The 18,917-nt window shown below is 71.1% G+C and carries 18 protein-coding genes and 1 pseudogene; 10 read left to right on the forward strand and 9 right to left on the reverse strand.

Annotation, left to right across the window (positions count from 1 at the left end; genetic code table 11):
• Positions 1 to 100: 100 nt before the first annotated feature.
• Positions 101 to 1,978, reverse strand: a complete 1,878-nt coding sequence (locus CHC05_RS32150; RefSeq protein ID WP_089254397.1) for a lectin — start codon at positions 1,976 to 1,978, stop codon at positions 101 to 103.
• Positions 1,979 to 2,096: 118 nt separating this feature from the next.
• On the opposite strand from CHC05_RS32150, the gene CHC05_RS32155 reads away from it, so the two are divergent.
• Positions 2,097 to 3,197: a sulfite oxidase gene (locus CHC05_RS32155; protein WP_245871324.1), complete on the forward strand. Its 1,101-nt coding sequence runs from the start codon at positions 2,097 to 2,099 to the stop codon at positions 3,195 to 3,197.
• A gap of 62 nt (positions 3,198 to 3,259) precedes the next feature.
• The gene (locus CHC05_RS32160; protein WP_089254399.1) at positions 3,260 to 3,793 is read left to right on the forward strand and encodes a COG4315 family predicted lipoprotein; all 534 of its coding nucleotides are present in this window, start codon (positions 3,260 to 3,262) and stop codon (positions 3,791 to 3,793) included.
• A gap of 50 nt (positions 3,794 to 3,843) precedes the next feature.
• Here the strand turns inward: CHC05_RS32160 and CHC05_RS32165 are convergent, their stop codons facing one another.
• The 3 genes from CHC05_RS32165 to CHC05_RS32175 are packed head-to-tail and all read right to left on the reverse strand — an operon-like array spanning position 3,844 to position 5,055.
• Complete coding sequence (locus CHC05_RS32165) at positions 3,844 to 4,287, reverse strand: SRPBCC family protein (protein ID WP_089254400.1); 444 nt, start codon at positions 4,285 to 4,287, stop codon at positions 3,844 to 3,846.
• Positions 4,280 to 4,612, reverse strand: a complete 333-nt coding sequence (locus tag CHC05_RS32170) for an ArsR/SmtB family transcription factor (RefSeq protein ID WP_089254401.1) — start codon at positions 4,610 to 4,612, stop codon at positions 4,280 to 4,282. Before CHC05_RS32170 ends, CHC05_RS32165 begins: the two co-directional genes overlap by 8 nt.
• Positions 4,609 to 5,055, reverse strand: coding sequence for an SRPBCC domain-containing protein (locus CHC05_RS32175; RefSeq protein WP_089254402.1), 447 nt, complete (start codon positions 5,053 to 5,055; stop codon positions 4,609 to 4,611). Before CHC05_RS32175 ends, CHC05_RS32170 begins: the two co-directional genes overlap by 4 nt.
• Before the next feature lie 112 nt (positions 5,056 to 5,167).
• Here CHC05_RS32175 and CHC05_RS32180 point away from each other — a divergent pair, with 112 nt between their 5' ends.
• From CHC05_RS32180 to CHC05_RS32190, 3 genes and pseudogenes are all read left to right on the forward strand, one after another.
• Positions 5,168 to 5,584: a DUF1801 domain-containing protein gene (locus tag CHC05_RS32180; RefSeq protein ID WP_089254403.1), complete on the forward strand. Its 417-nt coding sequence runs from the start codon at positions 5,168 to 5,170 to the stop codon at positions 5,582 to 5,584.
• Positions 5,585 to 5,656: 72 nt separating this feature from the next.
• Positions 5,657 to 6,438: pseudogene (locus CHC05_RS32185) on the forward strand (SAM-dependent methyltransferase).
• A 31-nt stretch (positions 6,439 to 6,469) separates the two neighbouring features.
• Positions 6,470 to 7,738 (forward strand): aspartate aminotransferase family protein, encoded by a 1,269-nt coding sequence (locus CHC05_RS32190; RefSeq protein WP_089254404.1) that lies wholly within the window; start codon positions 6,470 to 6,472, stop codon positions 7,736 to 7,738.
• Here the strand turns inward: CHC05_RS32190 and CHC05_RS32195 are convergent.
• Positions 7,725 to 8,123: a histone-like nucleoid-structuring protein Lsr2 gene (locus tag CHC05_RS32195; protein WP_089254405.1), complete on the reverse strand. Its 399-nt coding sequence runs from the start codon at positions 8,121 to 8,123 to the stop codon at positions 7,725 to 7,727. The genes CHC05_RS32190 and CHC05_RS32195 overlap by 14 nt on opposite strands.
• 155 nt (positions 8,124 to 8,278) lie before the next feature.
• On the opposite strand from CHC05_RS32195, the gene CHC05_RS32200 reads away from it, so the two are divergent.
• Positions 8,279 to 8,776 carry a SigE family RNA polymerase sigma factor gene (locus tag CHC05_RS32200; RefSeq protein WP_089254406.1) on the forward strand — a complete coding sequence of 166 codons (498 nt, stop codon included), beginning with the start codon at positions 8,279 to 8,281 and terminating at the stop codon, positions 8,774 to 8,776.
• Entirely contained in the window at positions 8,773 to 9,783 is a 1,011-nt protein-coding gene (locus CHC05_RS32205) for a hypothetical protein (protein ID WP_089254407.1), read from the forward strand. Before CHC05_RS32200 ends, CHC05_RS32205 begins: the two co-directional genes overlap by 4 nt.
• A 33-nt stretch (positions 9,784 to 9,816) precedes the next feature.
• On the opposite strand, the gene CHC05_RS32210 is transcribed toward CHC05_RS32205, so the two are convergent.
• The 3 genes from CHC05_RS32210 to CHC05_RS32220 all read right to left on the reverse strand — a co-directional run bounded on the left by CHC05_RS32210 (position 9,817) and on the right by CHC05_RS32220 (position 13,644).
• The gene (locus CHC05_RS32210) at positions 9,817 to 10,962 is read right to left on the reverse strand and encodes a hypothetical protein (protein ID WP_089254408.1); all 1,146 of its coding nucleotides are present in this window, start codon (positions 10,960 to 10,962) and stop codon (positions 9,817 to 9,819) included.
• A gap of 3 nt (positions 10,963 to 10,965) precedes the next feature.
• Complete coding sequence (locus CHC05_RS32215; protein WP_245871325.1) at positions 10,966 to 12,135, reverse strand: MFS transporter; 1,170 nt, start codon at positions 12,133 to 12,135, stop codon at positions 10,966 to 10,968.
• Positions 12,136 to 12,285: 150 nt separating this feature from the next.
• On the reverse strand, positions 12,286 to 13,644 hold the full coding sequence (locus CHC05_RS32220; RefSeq protein ID WP_089254410.1) for an MFS transporter: 1,359 nt from the start codon (positions 13,642 to 13,644) through the stop codon (positions 12,286 to 12,288).
• Between the two features lie 82 nt (positions 13,645 to 13,726).
• Here CHC05_RS32220 and CHC05_RS32225 point away from each other — a divergent pair, with 82 nt between their 5' ends.
• Both CHC05_RS32225 and CHC05_RS32230 read left to right on the forward strand, forming a co-directional pair.
• On the forward strand, positions 13,727 to 15,007 hold the full coding sequence (locus tag CHC05_RS32225; protein WP_089254411.1) for a flavin-containing monooxygenase: 1,281 nt from the start codon (positions 13,727 to 13,729) through the stop codon (positions 15,005 to 15,007).
• On the forward strand, positions 15,004 to 15,804 hold the full coding sequence (locus tag CHC05_RS32230) for an SDR family NAD(P)-dependent oxidoreductase (RefSeq protein WP_089254412.1): 801 nt from the start codon (positions 15,004 to 15,006) through the stop codon (positions 15,802 to 15,804). The genes CHC05_RS32225 and CHC05_RS32230 overlap by 4 nt, the downstream gene beginning before the upstream one ends.
• Here the strand turns inward: CHC05_RS32230 and CHC05_RS32235 are convergent.
• Complete coding sequence (locus CHC05_RS32235; protein ID WP_089254413.1) at positions 15,763 to 16,962, reverse strand: acyl-CoA dehydrogenase family protein; 1,200 nt, start codon at positions 16,960 to 16,962, stop codon at positions 15,763 to 15,765. The genes CHC05_RS32230 and CHC05_RS32235 overlap by 42 nt on opposite strands.
• Positions 16,963 to 17,101: 139 nt before the next feature.
• Here CHC05_RS32235 and CHC05_RS32240 point away from each other — a divergent pair, with 139 nt between their 5' ends.
• Positions 17,102 to 18,838, forward strand: a complete 1,737-nt coding sequence (locus tag CHC05_RS32240) for a flavin-containing monooxygenase (protein WP_089254414.1) — start codon at positions 17,102 to 17,104, stop codon at positions 18,836 to 18,838.
• Positions 18,839 to 18,917 lie beyond the last annotated feature (79 nt).

The raw sequence follows: 18,917 nt of genomic DNA on the forward strand, positions 1-18,917 counted from the left end.
TTCTGGGCCACCGCCGAATGGCCGCATTGTGTCGGGTTTGTTAACTGACCGGACCCCAAGGTAGACCCGAGAGGTCCGATCAGTCAACGTCCGTCGATGTCTAGGTGGGCATGTTCCACTTCTGGTTGGCGGCGCCGGTGCAGGTCCAGAGCTGCGCCGGGGTGCCGTTGGCCGAGCTGTTGCCCGTGACGTCCAGGCACTTGTTGGCGCTGGCGCTGATCAGGTCCCGTGCCGCGGTCGCCGTCCAGCGCTGGTTGGCGCCGCCGGTGCACGTCCAGATCTGCGCCCGGGCGCCGTTGGCGGTCGAGTTGTCGCGCACGTCGAGACACTTGCCCAGCGCCCGCACGGTCCCGTCGCTGCCGACCGTCCACTGCTGGGCCGCGGTGCCGTTGCAGTCGTAGATCTGCACCGCCGTACCGTCGGTGCTGTTGGCTCCGGCCACGTCGAGACACTTGCCCGCGAGGCCGGTGATCGGGCCGGTGCCACCGGTCGGCGGGTTCGAGGGTCCACCCTGGGTTCCGGACCACGTGAAGGTCGCGGTCGTGCGCGCCGGCAGCGTGTACGTGAACGACTGTCCACCCCAGACGACGCGGATCGACTGGCTGCCGGTGCCGCCGTTGTGCGCGATCAGCGCCTTGGAGCCGTCACTGTTGCGCCAGGCCACGTTCTGCACCGTGCCGTTGGCCGTCGAGTCGATCCGCTGCGCGCCCGGCCGCACGAACTTGGTCAGGTGGCCGGTGGTGTAGTACTCGATGGTGTAGTCGACCTGGCCGGCCCGGGAACCGCCCTCCTGCACGGTGATGAGGCCGGTGCAGGTGCCGCAGCCGCCGTTGTGCGGGCCCATCGACTGGTTGAGCGCGAGGCTCCACTTGACGACGGACTCGCTCCAGTTCCGGGTGTAGTTGACGATGTCGGCCATGTCCTCGTTGTGCTGGTTGCCGATCCAGGTACCTCCACTGTGCTCGGTGGAGAACTGGTGCACGGCGGGATACTGGCTCTTCACCTGCGAGCCGACCGACGGGCTGCCCGCGTACCCGTGCCAGGCGATCCCGGCGAAGAGCGGGTCGTTGCGCAACGTGGCGTCGGAGACGATGCTGGCGCCGATCTGGCCCCAGTCGCCGTAGTTCCAGTCGTGCACCATCACCTTGGTGGTGATGCCGGCGGCGCGGAACGCGGGCAGCAGGTGGTTCTTGGTGAACTCCAGCAGCCCGGACGAGTTCCAGCTCATCCCCGGGTAGTTCATCGCCGTCGGGTTGCCGGCCTGGCAGCAGTTGGGCTCGTTCTGCACGGACACGTAGTTCACCGGGATGCCCGCCGCCTGGTACATCTGCACGTAGCGGACGAAGTACTGGGCGTACATCGGGTAGTACTGCGACTGCAGCCAGCCCATCTGGTCCATCCGGCCGTTGTCCTTCATCCAGCCGGGCGCGCTCCACGGGACTCCCTTGACGCGCAGGGCCGGGTTGAGCTGCCGGGCCTGCTGCGTCAGCAGCCGCACGTTGTTGTCGTACCCGTTGGCATGGAAGTCGTTGAGGTTGCAGCACGTGTCGTCGAGCGAGACGTTGCCGGGCCGGGAGAGGTCGGACGCGCCGATCGGGTTGCGGACGAAGGACAGCCCGATGCCGTCGGTGGGCGAGAACAGCTTGCGCATCACGTCGTCGCGGGTGGCGGCGCTGATGGGACCACCCCGCAGGAGGTACGCGGTGGTGTCGGTGATCGACGCGCCGGCGCCCTCGAACGTCTGGTAGCGGGTGTTCTCGTTGACAGTGATGGTGTGCGTGGCGCCGGGGCTGCTGGCCGCGAACGCGATGGCTCCCTGCTGTTGCAGGCCGCGGGTGACGGTGCGGCCGCCGCCGTCGGAGGTGGTCGTCAGCCAGACGTTGACGGGTTCGTTCGCGGCGTACGCGGGCTGCCCGACGGCCGTGGCCGCGACCAGGAGGCCCAGCACGATGCTGCCGGCGATCCGTGCTCGTGACATGCTCGTCCCTTTCTCGATCGATGGACGTCACTACCCCTCGCCGACAGGGTGCTTAATAGGAAACACGCTTAACAGATCGATGTCAATCCACGTCTTCCCGCCCTTGTACGCTCAGGCGGTGAGTCTCGACCAGATCAGCACCCCGAGCCGGGTCGCCGGCGTCGACGAGGGCGTCAGCACCGGGGAGCTCGGGCTGGCCGCGCGCAACCACGGCATGCCCCTCGAGGCGATGCGCTACGACCTCACGCCCCCGGGCCTGCACTACCTTCTGATCCACTACGACATCCCATTCGTCGACCCGGCGACGTGGTCGTTGCGGATCGACGGGCTCGTCGAGCGCCCGCTGACCATCGACCTCGACACGCTCAAGGCGCTGCCGTCGCGCACGGTGCGGTCGACCATGGAGTGCGCCGGCAACGGGCGTGCCCGGCTCGAGCCCCGGCCGGTCAGCCAGCCGTGGCTGGTCGAGGCGGTCGGCACCGCGGAGTGGACCGGCGTGCCGCTGCGTGACGTGCTCACCGCGGCCGGCGTCTCCCCCGGCGCCGTCGACGTCGTCTTCACGGGCGCCGACCACGGGGTGGAACGCGGCGTCGAGCAGGACTACCAGCGCAAGCTCACCGTCGCCGAGGCACTCGACCCCGAGGTGCTCCTGACGTACGCGATGAACGGCTCGCCGTTGGCCCCGCAGCACGGCTTCCCCGTGCGGCTGCTGGTGCCGGGCTGGTACGGCATGACCAACGTCAAGTGGCTGACCCGCGTCGAGGTGCTGGACCACGCGTTCGAAGGCTTCCAGCAGAAGGCGTACGTGGTGCGGCAGAGCGCCGACGAGCCCGGTGAGCCGATCACCCGCATCGCGCCGCGGGCGCTGGTGATCCCGCCCGGCTTCCCGGACTTCATGACCCGCGGGCGGGTGGTCCGCCCGGGGCTGGTGACGCTGGAGGGCCGGGCCTGGTCCGGCCGCGCGCCTGTGACGGCGGTCGAGGTCAGCGTCGACGGCGGCTCGTCGTGGTCCCCGGCTTCTTTGGCACCCGATGGCGGGCATCGCTGGGCCTGGCGGCGGTGGAGTTATCCGTGGCAGGCCTTGCCCGGGCAGCATGTCGTGACCGCGCGGGCGATCACTTCTGACGGAGAGACGCAGCCCGTCGAGGCACCGTGGAACCGCGGCGGGTTCGTCAACAACGCCGCTCACCAGATCCCGGTGACCTGCCTGGAAGCCTGACAACCCTCCCCCTACCCGGGCGTAGCGTCGGGGTAACTGTTCACGGGGGGAAGGACAGCTTCATGTCTGGGATTTCCAGGTCTGGGTTCTCCAGGCTCTGGGTGAAGGTCGGTGCCGGTGTTGCCGGTGCGGCGCTGGTGGTCACCGGTCTCACGGCCGCGACCACCGCGAGTGCGAACGATTCGAAGGCCGCACCGCCGGCCAGCGTCACCGTGCAGACCCGCAACGGGCCGAACGGGGCCTACCTGACCGACGGCCAGGGAAACACGCTGTACCTGTTCGTGGCCGACACGAGCAACAAGTCCACCTGCAACGACGCGTGCGCCGCGCAGTGGCCGCCGCTGGTCACGCAGGGCGCCGTGGTCGCCGGCAGCGGTGTCGACGCGGGCAAGCTCGCCACGTCGACGCGGCAGGACAACACGAAGCAGGCGACGTACAACAACCATCCGCTCTACACGTTCGTCGCCGACACCGCGCCGGGCCAGACCAATGGCCAGGGCGTGAACGCGTTCGGCGCGCTGTGGTGGACGGTCAACCCGAACGGTGACGCCATCACCGCTCGCGGGAGCAACGCCCCGGGTGGGGTCGTCTACTGACTGATTGCGGTGGGCCGTCCGTTGTGGACGGCCCACCGCTCTTTCTCTTTTTAGTCGAAGTCCGCGACCTTGACGTCGTTCGGCGCCGGGTGGCCGCGGCCGGTCTCCACGAGCTCCCTCAGGCTCAGCAGGTACGAGCCCCACTTGGTCGAGCAGTGGTGCATGAACTCGACCGGCTCCTGCCAGCCCTCGTGCTTGAAGAGCACGATGGTGTACGCGTCGCGCTGCTCGAGCCGCCAGTCGACCTCGGTGCCGATCCACTCCGGGGGCCCTTCGACGACGCGCCAGCGCACGTGGCCGGCGGGGTCGAGCTCCAGGATCTCCATGTCGAAGCCGCCGAGGTCGCCGAAGCGGAAGGCCAGCTTCTCGCCGACCTCGCTCTTGCCCACGGTGTCGGTGGTCCACCAGCCGGCCAGGCCCTCGGGGGTCGCCACGGCGCGGTAGACGTCGTCGAGCGGCGCGATCGCGCCGACCCGGTGCAGGATGTCAACCATCTCGGTCCCTCTTTCGTTCAATGGCCTCTGCGAGGCGCTTGATGCGGCGCAGTCGGGCGTCCCAGCTCGCACCGACCGCGTTGAGCTGGGCGACGGCCTTGGCCAGCTGGGCCTCGTCGATCTGGTAGTGCCGCTCCCGGCCGGCCGTTCTGCCCGTGACCAGGCCGACCCGGTCGAGGACGGCCAGGTGCTTGGCTACCGCCTGCCTGGTGACCGGTAGCTCCTGCGCCAGCGTGGTGGCGGTGCCCGATCCCCCGGCGAGCAACAGGTCGATCATCGTGCGCCGGGTCGGGTCGCCGATCGCGGACCAGAGGTCGTCGTTCATCTCTTGTCCACGTACGCGCCCAGGGCCGGGATGTACTTGTCCCAGCCGGTAACGTGGTCGTTGTAGGCCTCTTCGAGAACCGCGATCTCCCAACCCATCTCGCGGAAGCCGGTCTCGGTCATCCGGATCCGGGTGCCGTTGTCCGCCGGAAGCAGGTCGAAGGTGACGAGCAGCGACGGCCCGGTCCGGTCGGGCTCGGCGTAGACCCACCGGAACGAGAATCTTTTCGGCGGGTCGACCTCGACCACCGTCATCTCGACGGCCATCGTCTCGCCGGTGTCGGGGTCGCGCCAGAGGAGCTCGCCCGGCGCGCCGGGGACCGGCTCGAACCGGGCCTCGTCGGGCCACCACTCCTGGACGTGCTCAGGCTTGCTGACCACGTCGAACACCACGTCGGGCGAGGCCTCGACGAGGATGTCGCGCTCGATCGATCCGTACTCCACAGTTCTGCCCTTCCGCAACCTTTTGTTGCGTCAACGCTAGCTCGGTCTCCTCTTGTTGCGCAACCTCTGGTTGCTCGTCATTTTTGTCGGTGGCCCCGGTTACGGTGTTCCCATGAGTGGCCAGGACCCTGTCGTCGAGTTTCTCGACGGTCTTTCGGTGCAGCGCCGCGCCGAGGCGCGGGCGGTGCACGATGTCATTCGCGCGGCGGCGCCCGATCTGGAGCCGTGGATCTGGCGTGGGGTCATGTGGGGCGGCACCGACCAGACGATCCTGGGCCACGGGCGGATGACCCAGGTCAACCGCAGTGGCAAAAAGGTCGAGTGGTTCGTCATGGGCCTGGCGAGCCAGAAGGCCTACCTGAGCCTCTATGTCAGCGCGGTGCGGGACGGGCGTTACCTGGCCCAGGTCTACGGCGACCGGCTCGGCAAGGTGAAGATCGGGTCGTCGTCGGTGAGCTTCCGCCGGCTCGCCGACCTCGACCTGGCCGTGCTGGCCGAGCTCGCCGCCGAGGCCGCGGGTGGTGACTGACGGGCGTCCACAGGGGATCACGGAGCGCAGCGAATCCCGCTACGCTGTCGCGTCGACGGAGGGATGCTCGACATGGCGGACCACGACGCCGCGCCGGAGCTCGACACCACGACGGCGCATTCGGCGCGCATCTGGAACTACTGGCTCGGTGGCAAGGACAACTTCGCCGTCGACCGGGCCGTGGGTGACGAGATTCTCGGCATCCTGCCGGACGTCGCCGATCTGGCGCGGGCCTCGCGCGGGTTTCTGAAGCGGTCGGTCACGTACCTCGTCGAGTCGGGCGTCCGGCAGTTCCTCGACATCGGCACCGGGCTCCCGACGGCCGACAACACCCACGAGGTGGCGCAGGCGATCGCGCCCGAGTGCCGCGTCGTCTACGTCGACAACGATCCGCTCGTGCTGGTGCACGCCCGGGCGTTGCTGGTCAGCGCGAAAGAAGGCTCCACCGCCTACGTCGACGCCGACCTGCGCGACGTGCCCCGCATCCTCGAGCAGGCCGCGCACACCTCGACCTCGAAAAGCCCGTCGCGATCACCTTGATGGGCATCCTGCACCACATCACCGACACCGCCCAGGCGACGGCGATCCTCCGCGACCTGATGGCGGCGGTGCCGTCCGGCAGCTACCTCGCGCTCTCCCACGCCACCAACGTCGTCCACGGCGCGGCCTCCGACGACGTCGTCAAGCAGTGGAACGAGGTCGGTGGCGAGCCGATCCTGCTGCGCAGCCCGGACGAGATCGCCGAGTTCTGCCGGGGGCTCGACATCATCGACCCCGGCGTCGTCTCCGTGGCCCGCTGGCACGCCGACGACCCCGAGGTCGACGAGTTCGGAGTCGTTGCCCGCAAGCCTTGACGGCACCGCCACGGTGTCTAGCGTGTGGCCCATGGGCTTCTGGGCCGACGTCGAGCGGCATCTCGTGCGGTACTCCGGTGCGGGGCGGTTCACGCCCGAGATAATCGAAAAGGCCGAGGGCAGCTACCTGATCACGGAGTCGGGCCGGCGGATCCTCGACTTCACCTCCGGTCAGATGAGCGCGATCCTCGGGCATTCGCACCCCGACATCGTGGCCACGTTGCAACGCCAGGCCGCCACCCTCGACCACCTGTTCAGCGGCATGCTCAGCCGCCCCGTGGTCGACCTGGCCCGCCGGCTGGCCGAGTCCCTGCCCGACCCGCTGGAGAAGGTGCTGCTGCTGACGACCGGCGCCGAGGCCAACGAGGCCGCGATCCGGATGGCCAAGCTGGTCACCGGCAAGCACGAGATCGTGTCGTTCGCGCGGTCCTGGCACGGCATGACCCAGGCGGCGGCGAACGCCACCTACAGCTCGGGTCGCAAGGGCTACGGTCCCGCCGTACCCGGGAATTTCGCGATCCCGGTGCCGTTCGCGCTTCGTCCCGACATCCTCGATGCCGACGGTGAGCTCGACTGGCAACGCCAGCTCGACCTGGGCTTCGACCTCGTCGACGCCCAGTCGGTCGGCGCGCTGGCCGCCTGCATCGTCGAGCCGATCCTCAGCTCGGGCGGCGTCATCGACCTGCCGGAGGGCTACCTGGCGGCGCTCCAGGCCAAGTGTCGTGAGCGCGGCATGCTGCTCATCCTCGACGAGGCGCAGACCGGCCTGTGCCGCACCGGCACCTGGTACGCCTTCCAGCGCGACGGCGTCGTACCCGACATCCTGACCGTCTCCAAGACCTTGGGTGCCGGCCTGCCGCTCGCTGCGGTGATCACCTCCGCGGAGATCGAGGAGACGGCGCACGAGCGCGGCTACCTGTTCTTCACCACGCACGTCTCCGACCCGCTGGTCGCCGCCGTCGGCAACACCGTGCTCGACGTCCTGGAGCGCGACAAGCTCGACCTGCGGGCCGCCGAGTCGGGCGCCTTCCTCAAAGACGGCCTGCGGGAGCTGGCGAGCCGGCACGAGACCATCACCGACATACGCGGAAGAGGTCTGCTGGTCGGCCTAGAGCTGACGTCCGACGCGGTCGGCGCCGCCGTCACCCAGAAAAGCCTGGAGCTCGGCCTGCACCTGAACGTCGTGCAGCTGCCCGGCATGGGCGGCGTGTTCCGGATCGCGCCGCCGCTGACCGCCACCCGCGCGGAGCTGGCCGAGGGACTCGACATCCTCGACCGGGCGCTGGCTACTGAGTCATGAACGGCGACGGGATGGCGGTACGCGGGGCACGGCCCTCGTGCTGCTCGTAGGCGTCGCGTACGCGCTGCGGGATGGCACCCCGGTCGCCGACCTGCTCGAGCCCGAGCTGGGCGGCGTACTTCTGGCCCCACGCCCGGATCGCCCGGGTCTCCTCGCGCAGGCTCGCGCCCTGTGCGGAGATCACGGTCCGGGTGTGGCGCGTCCCGTCGGCGGTGACCTTGGTGCCGGCCTCGACGAACGGCTGCAGCGTTTCGCGCAGCTTGCCCGCGTTCTCGTCCGACAGGTCGATCTCGAAGGTCACGCCGTCGAGCGCGAACGTCACCGTCTGGTTGGCGGTGCTGCCGTCGATGTCGTCCACTAGCTTGACGATGGTCTCTTTCGCCACAGAGCGCGTCCCTTACCTGGATGAACGAGCGTTTTGCTCCGCCTACCGTAGCTGATCACGAATCATGCCCGCCGCTCCACGTGCCTGGGTCAGGCAACCTTTCCTGATCCCAGGCGGTACTACCGCATGACCGGCTCGGCAGGAAGGGCGCGCACGTGATCACACCGGAGGGCTTCGAGGACTTCGTCGTCGGCCGCTCACCGCGCCTGTTGCGCACCGCGTACCTGCTCACCCGCGACTGGGCCCTGGCCGAGGACCTGCTGCAGACGGCCCTGGCGCGAGCCTGGGAGGCCTGGTCGCGGATCGACGGCGACCCGGAGCCGTACGTGCGGCGGATCATCGTCAACACGTACGCCTCCGCGTGGCGCCGCCGCTGGCGAGGTGAGCTGCCCACTGCCGACCTGCCCGAGCCACCGGGCGCCGCCGACCCGCATGGCCATCTCGACGACCGGGACTCGCTGTGGCGGGCCCTCGGCCGACTCCCCCGCCGGCAACGGGCGGTGCTGGTCCTGCGGTACTTCGAAGACCTCTCGGAGGCCGAGATCGCCGAGGCGCTCGGCTGCTCGATCGGCACCGTCAAGAGCCAGGCCAGCCGCGCCGTGGCCAAGCTACGCCTCGACGAGACGCTCGCACCGGAAGGACTGCTGCGATGAACACGACGGACCTCCGGCAGCTGCTCGACGAGCGTTCTGGCGACTCGGCCGAGCAGGTCATGCACCACCTGCGCCTTCGCGGTGTGGCGGCAAAGGTCCGCCGGCGCCGCCGCCGGCGGGTCGCGACCTGGGCCGCCTGCGTGCTGGTCGCGCTCGGCGGATTCTCCGCTTTCGCGCTGCGGCCGGGCCCGACCCCTCCTGCTCCCCCGACGACACACACGATCGAAGGCTTCCCGGAGTACGGCCTCGGCACGCGCGTGACGGCGGCGGCGTCCGCCGACTTCGCCGTGCGCCGCGTCGAGGTCACGCTGGTGCCCAGCACCCTGGACCTGACGGTGTTCACCCGCTGCGACCGCGTTTCGGACACCACCGCCATCGACATGACCGTGACGGTCAACGACCACGAACTGACCGGCGGCACCTGCGGCGCGGCCGCCCGCTGGTCGACCTGGACGCCCGAGCTGGGCGTGGTGAAGGACAGGCCCGCGACCTTCGTCATGACCATCACGGGCGCCCGCCGCTTCGACGGGGAGCAGACCGTCGCCGCGCCGATCCCGGAGACCGGCACGTTTGGGCTCGCCCTCGGCGAACGCGTCCCGTTCGACAGCTATCCCCTGCCACCCCGGCCGTCAGGCCCGCTTCCCCCGCTGGACGAGAACCCGAGCTTCTGCTCGACGGCGCGGTGCCTGGACGCGGTCATCATCCGTTCCGACCCGAACGACCCGACCCTCCCGGTCCGGCGAACCCTGACCTGGAAACCGCTCAGCACGATCGACCTGGTCAGCCAGACGCCGGGCTTCCTGCACCTCCGGGTCAACGACGTGGAGATCGCCACGGGCGAATGGTGGGACTACGAACAGGGCGGCCACGGGGTGACCGGCGACCAGGGCGGCCAATGGAAGGAACCGTTCGGCCTCGACCCGCGACCCGGCGACCGGGTGACGATCGAGATCGTCCCGGAACACCAGACCGGCGACTGGCAGGTCATCCTCAAACCGGCCGAGTGACCGCTGATATCGGTGACCCGCTGCTGCCGACGATCACCGTCCGCCGACGGTGGTGACCCGGTATTCCGCCCTGATCCTTGCCGGCAGAGCCGCGAACACGGCATGTGACCCCGGCGGACCCATGGCGTTGAGCACCTCCGCCCGTTTCCCTAACCAGGCGAGGATCGCGGCCGCGGCTTCGGCGTTCATCCGGGACAGCATCGCCGCCAGGGCGTCCGTCGAATGGTGCCTGAGGTGCTCTTCCGCGGCTGCGGGCGGCATGGCTGCCAGCAGCGCGAAAGCGGCTTCGCTGTCCATCAGCTTCAGGAGGTCGGCTCGGCTGGGACCGGGACAGCGTGGGCCCGCCAGGGCGGGCGGCATCGACGCCAGGATGGCTGCGGCGGCCGGCTGGTCCAGCGTTCTGAGCACCCGTCTGGCCAGCACGGCATCCATCGACGCCACGGCGGCGGCCGCCAGCCGCAGCGGCCGGATGGCGGCAAGGACGCGCGCGGCGGGACCGGTGTGCAGCCCTTCGAGCAACTGCGCGACCTCTCCTGGCGTCAGGTCCGCCACCATCGACGCGACCGCGACCGGTGCCATCGCGGACAGCTCCGCGGCCGAGGCCGGGCGGGTCAGCGGTCGGGCCTCGTCCCGCAACCAGCGCCGCCAGCCGCGGCTGTTGACGTTCGCGGCCGGGTGGTCCAATGCCCAGAGGACGAAACGCGCGCGGAGCCGCGACCGCTCATCCGCTCCGGCGGCGGCCGCTTCGAGCTGCGAGCGCAGCGATGCGTCGTCGAGCCGGCGGGCAAGCTCCGTGTAGCAGTGGTCCTGGCAGCGCTGCGTTCGGTGCACCATGGCGAGCAGCAGGTCGACCAGCGCCGGCCGGACGTCCTCGGGCACGCCGGACCGGGTGAAGGTCCGCAGCAGAAGCTCTTTCGCCGTCCACGGCGAGTGGGTCCACGACTCCCGCCATTCGTCCGGGAAGCGGCGCTCCCACTCCAGGAACAGCACCGCGTGCGGCGCCAGCCGCGAATAGGCCGCGGGGTCCGGGACGCCCGGCCACCCGGACGACTCCAGGAACGCGGACAGCAGGCTCGGGAACGTGCCCGTTCCCGAATCGGAGATCTCCGCCAGGTGCCGGGCCAGCGCCTCCGACCGGACGCGTTCGTCCGCCGCGGCCAGCCCGTGCACCCAGCTCATCCGTCACGCCGCCCGGCGGTGGACCGTGGTCATCGCGACGACGCCCAGCAGGCCGGCCACCGGGGCCAGGGCGAAGCCGGCCCGTAGATCCGTCGCCGCGAGTGGGCCCGTCAGCGCCGCTCCCGTGGCGCTGCCGACGGTGAACGCGGTGACGATCCACGCGAACGCCTCCACCACCGTGCCCGGTGGGGCCAGGTCGTCGGTCGTGAGGAAGACCGCGGTCAGCAGCGGCGGCAGGGAGAACCCGCTCACCGCGACCAGAACCGCCATCGTGCCGACGCCCGGCAGCAACAGCAGTGGCAGGTAGCCGACCGCGAAGCACACCGCCAGCCAGGGCAGCCGGCCCGTCCCGCCGGGCTTCGCGCGGGTGTAGAGCAGGCCGCCGAGCAGCGCACCGCCGGCCTGTGCCGCCAGCAGCCAGCCGCTCAGGCCCCGGTCGCCCGTCGCCTCCGCGTAGCCCGTCAGGACCACCGGCAGGCTGCCCACCGCCGCGCCCGCGCAGGCCACGCCGGCTACCAGCACCACGAAGCGCGCCACCCGCAGCGGGCCGGCCCAGTGTCGCGGCGCCGGCTCGCCCCGCCACACCCGCACCGGGCCCGCCAGGGCGAAGACGATCACGCCCGCGAGCTGGCACGCGGCCGCCGCGACCAGGCCCGCCGGCGGCCCGGCGATGCCGACCGCGGTCAGCGTGACCAGTGGACCCACCACGAAGATGATCTCTTGAAGGGCGATGTCGAGCGTGTACGCGGCCGGGACCGCCGGTGAGGGCACCAACGAGGGCCAGAGTGCCCGCAGGCAGGCCTCCAGCGGCGGCGTTCCCAGGCCGGCCAACGCCGCGCCGGCCAGCGTCGGCACCAACGCACCTCCGCCGGCCGCGACCAGCAGGAAGCCCAACGCGGACAACGCCGACGAGGCGTACAGCACCGGTGGCTGGCGCCAGCGGTCGACCGAGCGGGCCAGCAGCGGCGCGCTGACCGCCATGCCGGCCGTGTAGACCGCGACCACCACACCGGCCACGGTCAGGCTGACGGACTCGCGGGCGAACAGCAGCAGGGCCAGCGGGCCGGAGGCCAGCGGCAGGCGGCCGACCTGGTTGGCGAGCAGCAGCCGGGGCACGCGCGGTGCGCGCAGGACGGTCCGGATGCCGGGCGGTGCGGACGTGACTGTAGACATAGGACAGCGCTCCCAAGAACAGAAGGGACAGGGCCGGAGACGGGCCCGGTCTCAGGGAGCGAAGTCGCCGCGGTTGTGATCGTTGCCATACAGGGGCAGCGGCGGAGTGATCCAGCGCGCGAAGGCGGCAGCGGGGATCACACCGGCATTCTAGCGGTGCGTGCGGTCGAGGGTATAGCGGCGTTGCACCAGCAGCGCCACGACCAGCAGCACGGCCGGCACGATGCCGAAGCCGTAGCGGACCGCGTCCAGGGCCGACGACGACTGCTGGACGTCGTCGCCGCTCGAGCCCACGAAGCCGCCGATGGCCAGGCAGGCCGCGTAGAGGTACGGGCCGATCGCGCCGCCGGCCGAGTCCGCGGCCGTCCACACGCCCGTGTAGCTGCCGGCGTCGGCGATCTTGCGTCCGGACGCGGCGGCCACCACGTCGGGCAGCATCGCGAAGTAGAGCAGCTGCAACGCGGCGAACGCGACGCCCAGCACCGCCACCACCGCGACCAGCACCGCCAACGGCACGCGGCTGCCGAGGGCGATGACCAGCCCGCCGGCCGCGAAGACGCCCTGGGCCACGAGCAGGCCGCGCTGCTTGCCGATGCGCCGGGTCACCGCGAGCCAGACTGGCGTGGCCACCAGCGCGGGTCCGAGGAACGCCGCGATCAGCACGGTGGTCAACCCGGACCGGCCCAGCTCGTACGTGGCGTAGTACGGCGCCGCCGCGAGCACCAGGTGGGTCGCGGTGCCGGTCAACAGATAGGCGGTCACCAGTGGGCGGAACTGCGGGTCGCGCAGCGAGCTGAGCAGGACCCGGATGCCGCGCAGCGGAGGTGGCGCCGCGTTCACCGGCGTTCCCGCTGCCGCGCCGAGCCGGCGTACACCGTTGATCCCCACCAGCATCGCGGCGAGCATCCCGGCGGCCAGCGCGCACCCCATCACGACGTACCCGGTGCGGGTCGGATCGTCGCCCCCCACGAGCACCGGGGCGAGCACGCCGCTGGCCAGGATGCCGACGGTGAGCACGACCATCCGGAACGACATGAGCCGGGTGCGCTCGTGGTAGCCGATCGCGAGGTCCGCCGGGGTCGCGAGATACGGCACCTGGTACGCCGCGAAGAGCAGGTTGCCGAGGACGTAGAAGGCCGCGACCCAGATCGCGGCGGCGTTGCCGTGCAGGCCACCGGGCACGGCGAACAGAGCGGCAAAGGCCAGCGGGAGTACGCAGGCGAGCAGCATCAGGGTCAGCCGGTGGCCGTGCCGGGCGCGCTGCACGTCGGAGACGTGGCCGACGAACGGGTGCAGCAGCACGTCGGCGATCTTCGGCACCAGCAGGGCGAAGCCGGCGGCGAGCGGCGCCACGGCCAGCACGTCGGTGAGGAAGTAGAGCAGCAGCAGGCCCGGCACGGTGATCCAGACGCCCATGCCGATCGAGCCGGTGGAGAAGGCCAGCAGGCCGCTGCGGGGCAGGCTGACGGTGCCGGTCTCGGTGGTCGGCTCGACCGGGGTCCGGGTCATGCACGCTCCTAGGATTGACCGGACCCGGCTGATGCCAGCACGATCCACTGGCGAACTTAATTGTCTACGGATCGGGTATGCAATGGCTGCACGGCCAGAGGTCGTGGTGATCGGTGCGGGGCCCGCCGGCCTGGCCACGCTGAAGGCGTTGGCCGACCGGGGCATCGACGCGGTGTGCCTCGACGCGGGCGACCGGCCCGGCGGGCTGTGGGTCCTCGGCGGTCCGGGCTCGGGCGCCTATCGGACGCTGCACCTCAACACGAGCCGCACCCGGACCCAGTTCGCGGACTTCCCGATGCCGGCCGACTGGCCCGACTATCCGAGCCACGACCGGATCCTGGACTACCTGACCGCGTACGCGGAGAAGTTCGGGCTGCGCGAGGCGATCCGGCACCGGCACGTCGTCACCAATGTCCGCCGCACCGACGACGGAGGCTGGTCGGTCGACGCGGACGGCCCGTCCGACCGGGTGTCGACGCCAGCGCGGGCGGTCGTCGTCGCGTCCGGACACAACAGCGTGCCCCGCTGGCCCGACCCGCCGCTAGCCGGGTTGACCGCCGATCAGATGCACAGCCACGACTACCGCGAGCCCGCGCAGCTCGCCGGTCGCCGCGTGCTCGTCGTCGGTGGCGGCAACTCGGCCATGGACATCGCCGCCGACGCCTCCAACGTGGCCGCCCGCACGATCCTGTCGCTACGCCGCGGCGTGTGGGTCGTGCCCAAGTACCTCTTCGGCCGTCCGTCGGACACGCTCAACGGCGCGCTCGCCACCCGGCTGCCGTGGCGGCTGCGGCAGGCGGTCAGCCAGACGATGCTCCGCCTGGCGACCGGTCATCCCACCGCACACGGCCTGCCGGCGCCCCGGCACGGGTTCCTCCAGGACCACCCCACGCTGTCCGATGTGCTCGTCTCGCGGGTCGGGCACGGCGAGATCACCGTCCGGGGCGCTGTCGTCGGCGCGAGCGGCTCCACTGTGGAGTTCGCGGACGGCTCCCGCGAGGAGGTCGACCTGGTCGTGTGGTGCACCGGCTACCGGCCGCAGATCCCGTTCCTCGACGTCGAGGGCGACCAGGTGCCGTTGTACCGGCACGTCTTCCACCTGGACGAGCCCGGCCTGTACTTCGTGGGCCTCATGCAGTCCACGGGTTCCGCACTGCCCATCGTGGAGTCCCAGGCGAGGCTGGTCGCGGCCCATCTGGCCGGCCGCTACGTGCTGCCCTCCCGCGAACGCCAACGTGCCGACCGGGCGGCCCGGCTGCGCCAGGCCCACCGCCGCTGGGGCGACCGCCGCACCGCGATGCGGATCGACTTCGACGCCTACCAGAAGCTCGCGGCAGACGAACTACGCAGGGGTACGCGATGAAGCGCGTGATCGTCACCGGCGCCGGCGGCACGATCGGACGGGCGCTCTCCACCCGGTTCCGCGACAGCGGCGCCCGGGTGGTCGGCCTGGACCTGACGCTGCCCCCGGACGCGCCCGTGCCCATCCTGGCGTGCGACCTGACCGACCAGGCCCAGGTCGAGGCGGCCGTGGCCGCGGCGATCAGCCGCCTCGGCGGCCTGGACCTGCTCGTCAACAACGCCGGCATCGGCGGTCCGGCACCGGCCGAGCTCGCACCGGACGAAACGGTCCGCCGGCAGCTCGAGGTGAACCTGCTGGCGGCCTGGTCGACGACGGCGGCCGCCCTGCCGGCGCTGGAGGCCACCCGCGGCCGGGTCGTCTTCATCGCCAGCCGGATGGCGGCCCTGCCGCTGCCGCTGGCCGCCGCGTACGGCGTCAGCAAGCGGGCCCTGGTCGCCTACGCCGACGCCCTGCGCCTGGAGGTCGGCACCCACATCGGCGTCACGGTCGTCTACCCGAGCATGATCGCGTCACCGATCCACGACTCGACGGCCGCCGCCGGCCTGTCCCTGGACGGCGTCTCCCGCTACGAGCCCGTCGAAGGCGTGGTGGCCGCGGTGACCCGGGCCGCCACGGCCCGCCGCGCTCCGGCCAACCTCGCCACCACCCGCCGCGGCCGGCTGGAGATCGCCATCGCCCGTCACTTCCCCGCCCTCGCGCGCCGCATGGTCAATCGAACCGTCGCGAAGCGCCTCACCGCGGGCTCGTTCGACAACTCACCCCTCGCCGCCGGACTGCGCCGGCGCGCCGGCCGCTGACGCCGGAGCGCCGTAGCGGCGGACGGCGCGGCGGGCCAGGGACATGCGGTGGACCTCCGAGGGGCCGTCGTAGATGCGGAACGGCCGGAGCTCGCGGGCGATCCGGGCGACCGGTAGGTCGGCCGAGACGCCGGCGCCGCCGCACAGCTGCATCGCCCGGTCGGCCACGCGGCCGAGCGCCTCGGCGCCGAAGACCTTGGCCAGGGAGGTCTCCTCGCGGCCGGCGCCGCCCGCGTCGAGGACCCGGCACGCCGTCAGCAGCAACGACCGGGTCGCCGCCAGGTCGAGCTCGTTGTCCGCGATCATCAGTTCGACCATGCCCTGGCGCGCCAGCGGGGTGCCGAAGGCCGAGCGCCCGCTGACGTACGCGACCGCCGCCTCGTGGGCCCGTTGCGCCGCACCCAGCCAGCGCATCACGTGGGTCAGCCGGGCCGGGCCGAGCCGGACCTGCGCGTAGCGGAAACCCTCGTCGACCGCGCCCAGCACATCCTCGTCCGCGACCCGCACGTCCGTGAACGACAGCTCGCAGTGCCCACCGATCATCGACCGGTCCATTGTGGGCACGTGCCGGGTGATCGCGATCCCCGGACGGTCCGCCGGCACCAGGAACATCGTTGCCCCACCGGGAGTCCGGGCCATGACGATGTAGAACCCCGCCCCCTCCGCGCCCGTGATGAACTTCTTGAGGCCGGTCAAGGACCACCCCGCTCCGGAACGGCTAGCAACCGTCAGTAGGGCGCTCGGGTCGGACCCCGCGCCCGGCGGCGGCTCCGTCATCGCGAACGCCGACCGCTGCTCGCCACGGGCCAACGGGGCCAGATACCGAGAACGCTGCGCGGGCGAGGCTACCTGGTCGAGCAGGTGCAGGTTCCCCTCGTCGGGAGCGTTGATATTCAGCGCCATCGGCCCGAACAGCGACCTCCCGGCCGCTTCGAAGACCGGCGCCCGGTCGACCATCCCCAAGCCGAGTCCGCCGAACTCAACGGGGGCGTGGGGCGCGAAGACGCCGGCGGCGCGGGCCGACTTCTGGAGGTCGACCCGGAGCCGGTCACCACCGGCGGTCGTGGCGTCGCCGTCGAACGCGTCCTCCAGAGGAAGCACCTCGGACGACACGAACGCCCTCGTACGCGCGACGAGATCTTCCAATTGGCTGGTCATGCGGCACCTCGCTGTCGACGGACACATTTCAAAAAAGTTTCACGTAGGTGTTGCTCGTCACTCGGTCCAAGGTCCAGACTCTCGCTACCGAGCGAGCGCTCGGCCTGTATCAGACTGATACGGACGGAAGGGCGCGTCAATGGCGACGGAGACACCCGAGACCACGTTCGCCACGTGGCTGGACCGATTCACCGCGGCACTGCGCGACGCCGACGTCGCGGGCACCACCGCGCTGCTCGCCCGCGACTGCTGGTGGCGCGACCTCCTCGCGCTGACCTGGGACCTGGGCACCTACCAAGGCCAGGACCGCGTCGCCGAGATGCTCGAGAAGCACGCACAACCTGGCGCACTGACCCACATCACGATGACCACCGAGTTCGGCCCCCGCGACGCGGACGGCGTCATCGAAGGCTTCATCACGTTCGAGACCCCGCTCGGCTTCGGCCGGGGCGCCATCCGCCTCGTCCGAGAAGACGACCAGTGGGTCGCCTGGACAATCCTCACCGAGCTCGACGACCTGCGCGGCCACGAGCGGGCGATCGGCCAGCACCGCTCGCGCGGCCCGCGGCACAACCCGGCGGACCACGGCCGCAACTGGCGGGAGCAGCGCGAGGAGCACGGACGATACGCGAGCCACGACCCCGACGTCGTCGTCATCGGCGCCGGCCAGGGCGGCCTCACCGTCGCCGCGAACCTCGGCCTCATGGGCGTCGACACGCTGATCCTCGAGAAGAGCGAGCGGGTCGGCGACGGGTGGCGCAAGCGCTACCACTCGCTCGTCCTGCACGACCCCGTGTGGGCCGACCACCTGCCGTACATGCGCTATCCCGAGTCCTGGCCGGTCTACTGCCCCAAGGACAAGATCGCCGACTGGTTCGAGTCGTACGCGGCCGCCATGGAGCTCAACGTCTGGACCAGCGCCGAGCTGACCAGCAGCCAGTTCGACGAGGCGACCGGCCGCTGGACCCTGCGCGTAAACACACCCGAGGGCGAGCGCGAGCTGCACCCGCGCGACGTCATCCTGGCCACCGGCGCCGCCGGCGAGCCGAACATCCCCGCTGTCCCGGGCCGCGACGGGTTCGCCGGCACCAGCTACCACTCGAGCAGGCACCCCGACGCCCGCCAGTGGGCCGGCAAGAAGGCCGTCGTCGTCGGCGCCTGCAACAGCGGCCACGACATCGCGCAGGACCTCTACGAGGCCGGCGCCGACGTCACCCTCGTGCAGCGCTCGTCGACGCACATCATCAGCCAGGAGCACGGCATCCCGGCCATCTTCGGCAGCAACTTCGTCGAGGGCGGCCCGCCGACCGCGTACGCGGACCTGCTCGCCGCCGGCACACCCTGGCCGCTCGTCCTCGAGTTCGCCAAGGACGGCGTCAAGGAGACCGCGAAGAAGGACGCCGACCTGCTCGCCGCGCTCGACGCCGTCGGCTTCAAGCGCAACGACGGCCCTGACGGCACCGGCCTGATGGGGTACGCGCTGGCGTACGGCGGCGGCTACTACATCGACGTGGGCGCCTCGGGGCTCATCGCCGACGGGAAGATCAAGCTCGCCCAGGGCTCCGGGCTCGCGGAGTTCACGCCGGAGGGCATCCGCCTCGAGGACGGCCGCGCGCTGGACGCGGACCTCGTCGTGCTCGCCACCGGCTACCAGAACATGCGCGAGACCGCGCGGCGGCTCTTCGGCGACGAGGTCGCCGACCGGCTGCCGCTGGTCCTCGGCATCGGGGAGGACGGCGAGATCGGCGGGCTCTACCGCCGCACCGGCCACCCCGCGTTCTGGTACATGGGCGGACCGCTCGCCTGGGTCCGCATCTATTCCAAGCACCTCGCCCTGCAGATCACCGCGAAGCACGCGGGACTTCCCACGCCCTGACGGGCAAGCGCCGGCGAACGGGTGGCCCAGCCAGGTCCACCCGTGATGCCACGCGCCCGAACGGGCCCGACCGATACAA

This window comes from Asanoa hainanensis, from assembly GCF_900188485.1.
GTDB lineage: Bacteria > Actinomycetota > Actinomycetes > Mycobacteriales > Micromonosporaceae > Asanoa > Asanoa hainanensis.

What these genes read in the sequence shown, in the direction of transcription:
- CHC05_RS32150 (WP_089254397.1), bottom strand. Translation starts at nt 1,978, where the DNA reads ATGTCACGAGCACGGATCGCCGGCAGCATCGTGCTGGGCCTCCTGGTC.
- CHC05_RS32160 (WP_089254399.1), top strand. Translation starts at nt 3,260, where the DNA reads ATGTCTGGGATTTCCAGGTCTGGGTTCTCCAGGCTCTGGGTGAAGGTC.
- CHC05_RS32165 (WP_089254400.1), bottom strand. Translation starts at nt 4,287, where the DNA reads ATGGTTGACATCCTGCACCGGGTCGGCGCGATCGCGCCGCTCGACGAC.
- CHC05_RS32170 (WP_089254401.1), bottom strand. Translation starts at nt 4,612, where the DNA reads ATGAACGACGACCTCTGGTCCGCGATCGGCGACCCGACCCGGCGCACG.
- CHC05_RS32180 (WP_089254403.1), top strand. Translation starts at nt 5,168, where the DNA reads ATGAGTGGCCAGGACCCTGTCGTCGAGTTTCTCGACGGTCTTTCGGTG.
- CHC05_RS32190 (WP_089254404.1), top strand. Translation starts at nt 6,470, where the DNA reads ATGGGCTTCTGGGCCGACGTCGAGCGGCATCTCGTGCGGTACTCCGGT.
- CHC05_RS32205 (WP_089254407.1), top strand. Translation starts at nt 8,773, where the DNA reads ATGAACACGACGGACCTCCGGCAGCTGCTCGACGAGCGTTCTGGCGAC.
- CHC05_RS32210 (WP_089254408.1), bottom strand. Translation starts at nt 10,962, where the DNA reads ATGAGCTGGGTGCACGGGCTGGCCGCGGCGGACGAACGCGTCCGGTCG.
- CHC05_RS32215 (WP_245871325.1), bottom strand. Translation starts at nt 12,135, where the DNA reads ATGTCTACAGTCACGTCCGCACCGCCCGGCATCCGGACCGTCCTGCGC.
- CHC05_RS32220 (WP_089254410.1), bottom strand. Translation starts at nt 13,644, where the DNA reads ATGACCCGGACCCCGGTCGAGCCGACCACCGAGACCGGCACCGTCAGC.
- CHC05_RS32225 (WP_089254411.1), top strand. Translation starts at nt 13,727, where the DNA reads ATGGCTGCACGGCCAGAGGTCGTGGTGATCGGTGCGGGGCCCGCCGGC.
- CHC05_RS32230 (WP_089254412.1), top strand. Translation starts at nt 15,004, where the DNA reads ATGAAGCGCGTGATCGTCACCGGCGCCGGCGGCACGATCGGACGGGCG.
- CHC05_RS32235 (WP_089254413.1), bottom strand. Translation starts at nt 16,962, where the DNA reads ATGACCAGCCAATTGGAAGATCTCGTCGCGCGTACGAGGGCGTTCGTG.
- CHC05_RS32240 (WP_089254414.1), top strand. Translation starts at nt 17,102, where the DNA reads ATGGCGACGGAGACACCCGAGACCACGTTCGCCACGTGGCTGGACCGA.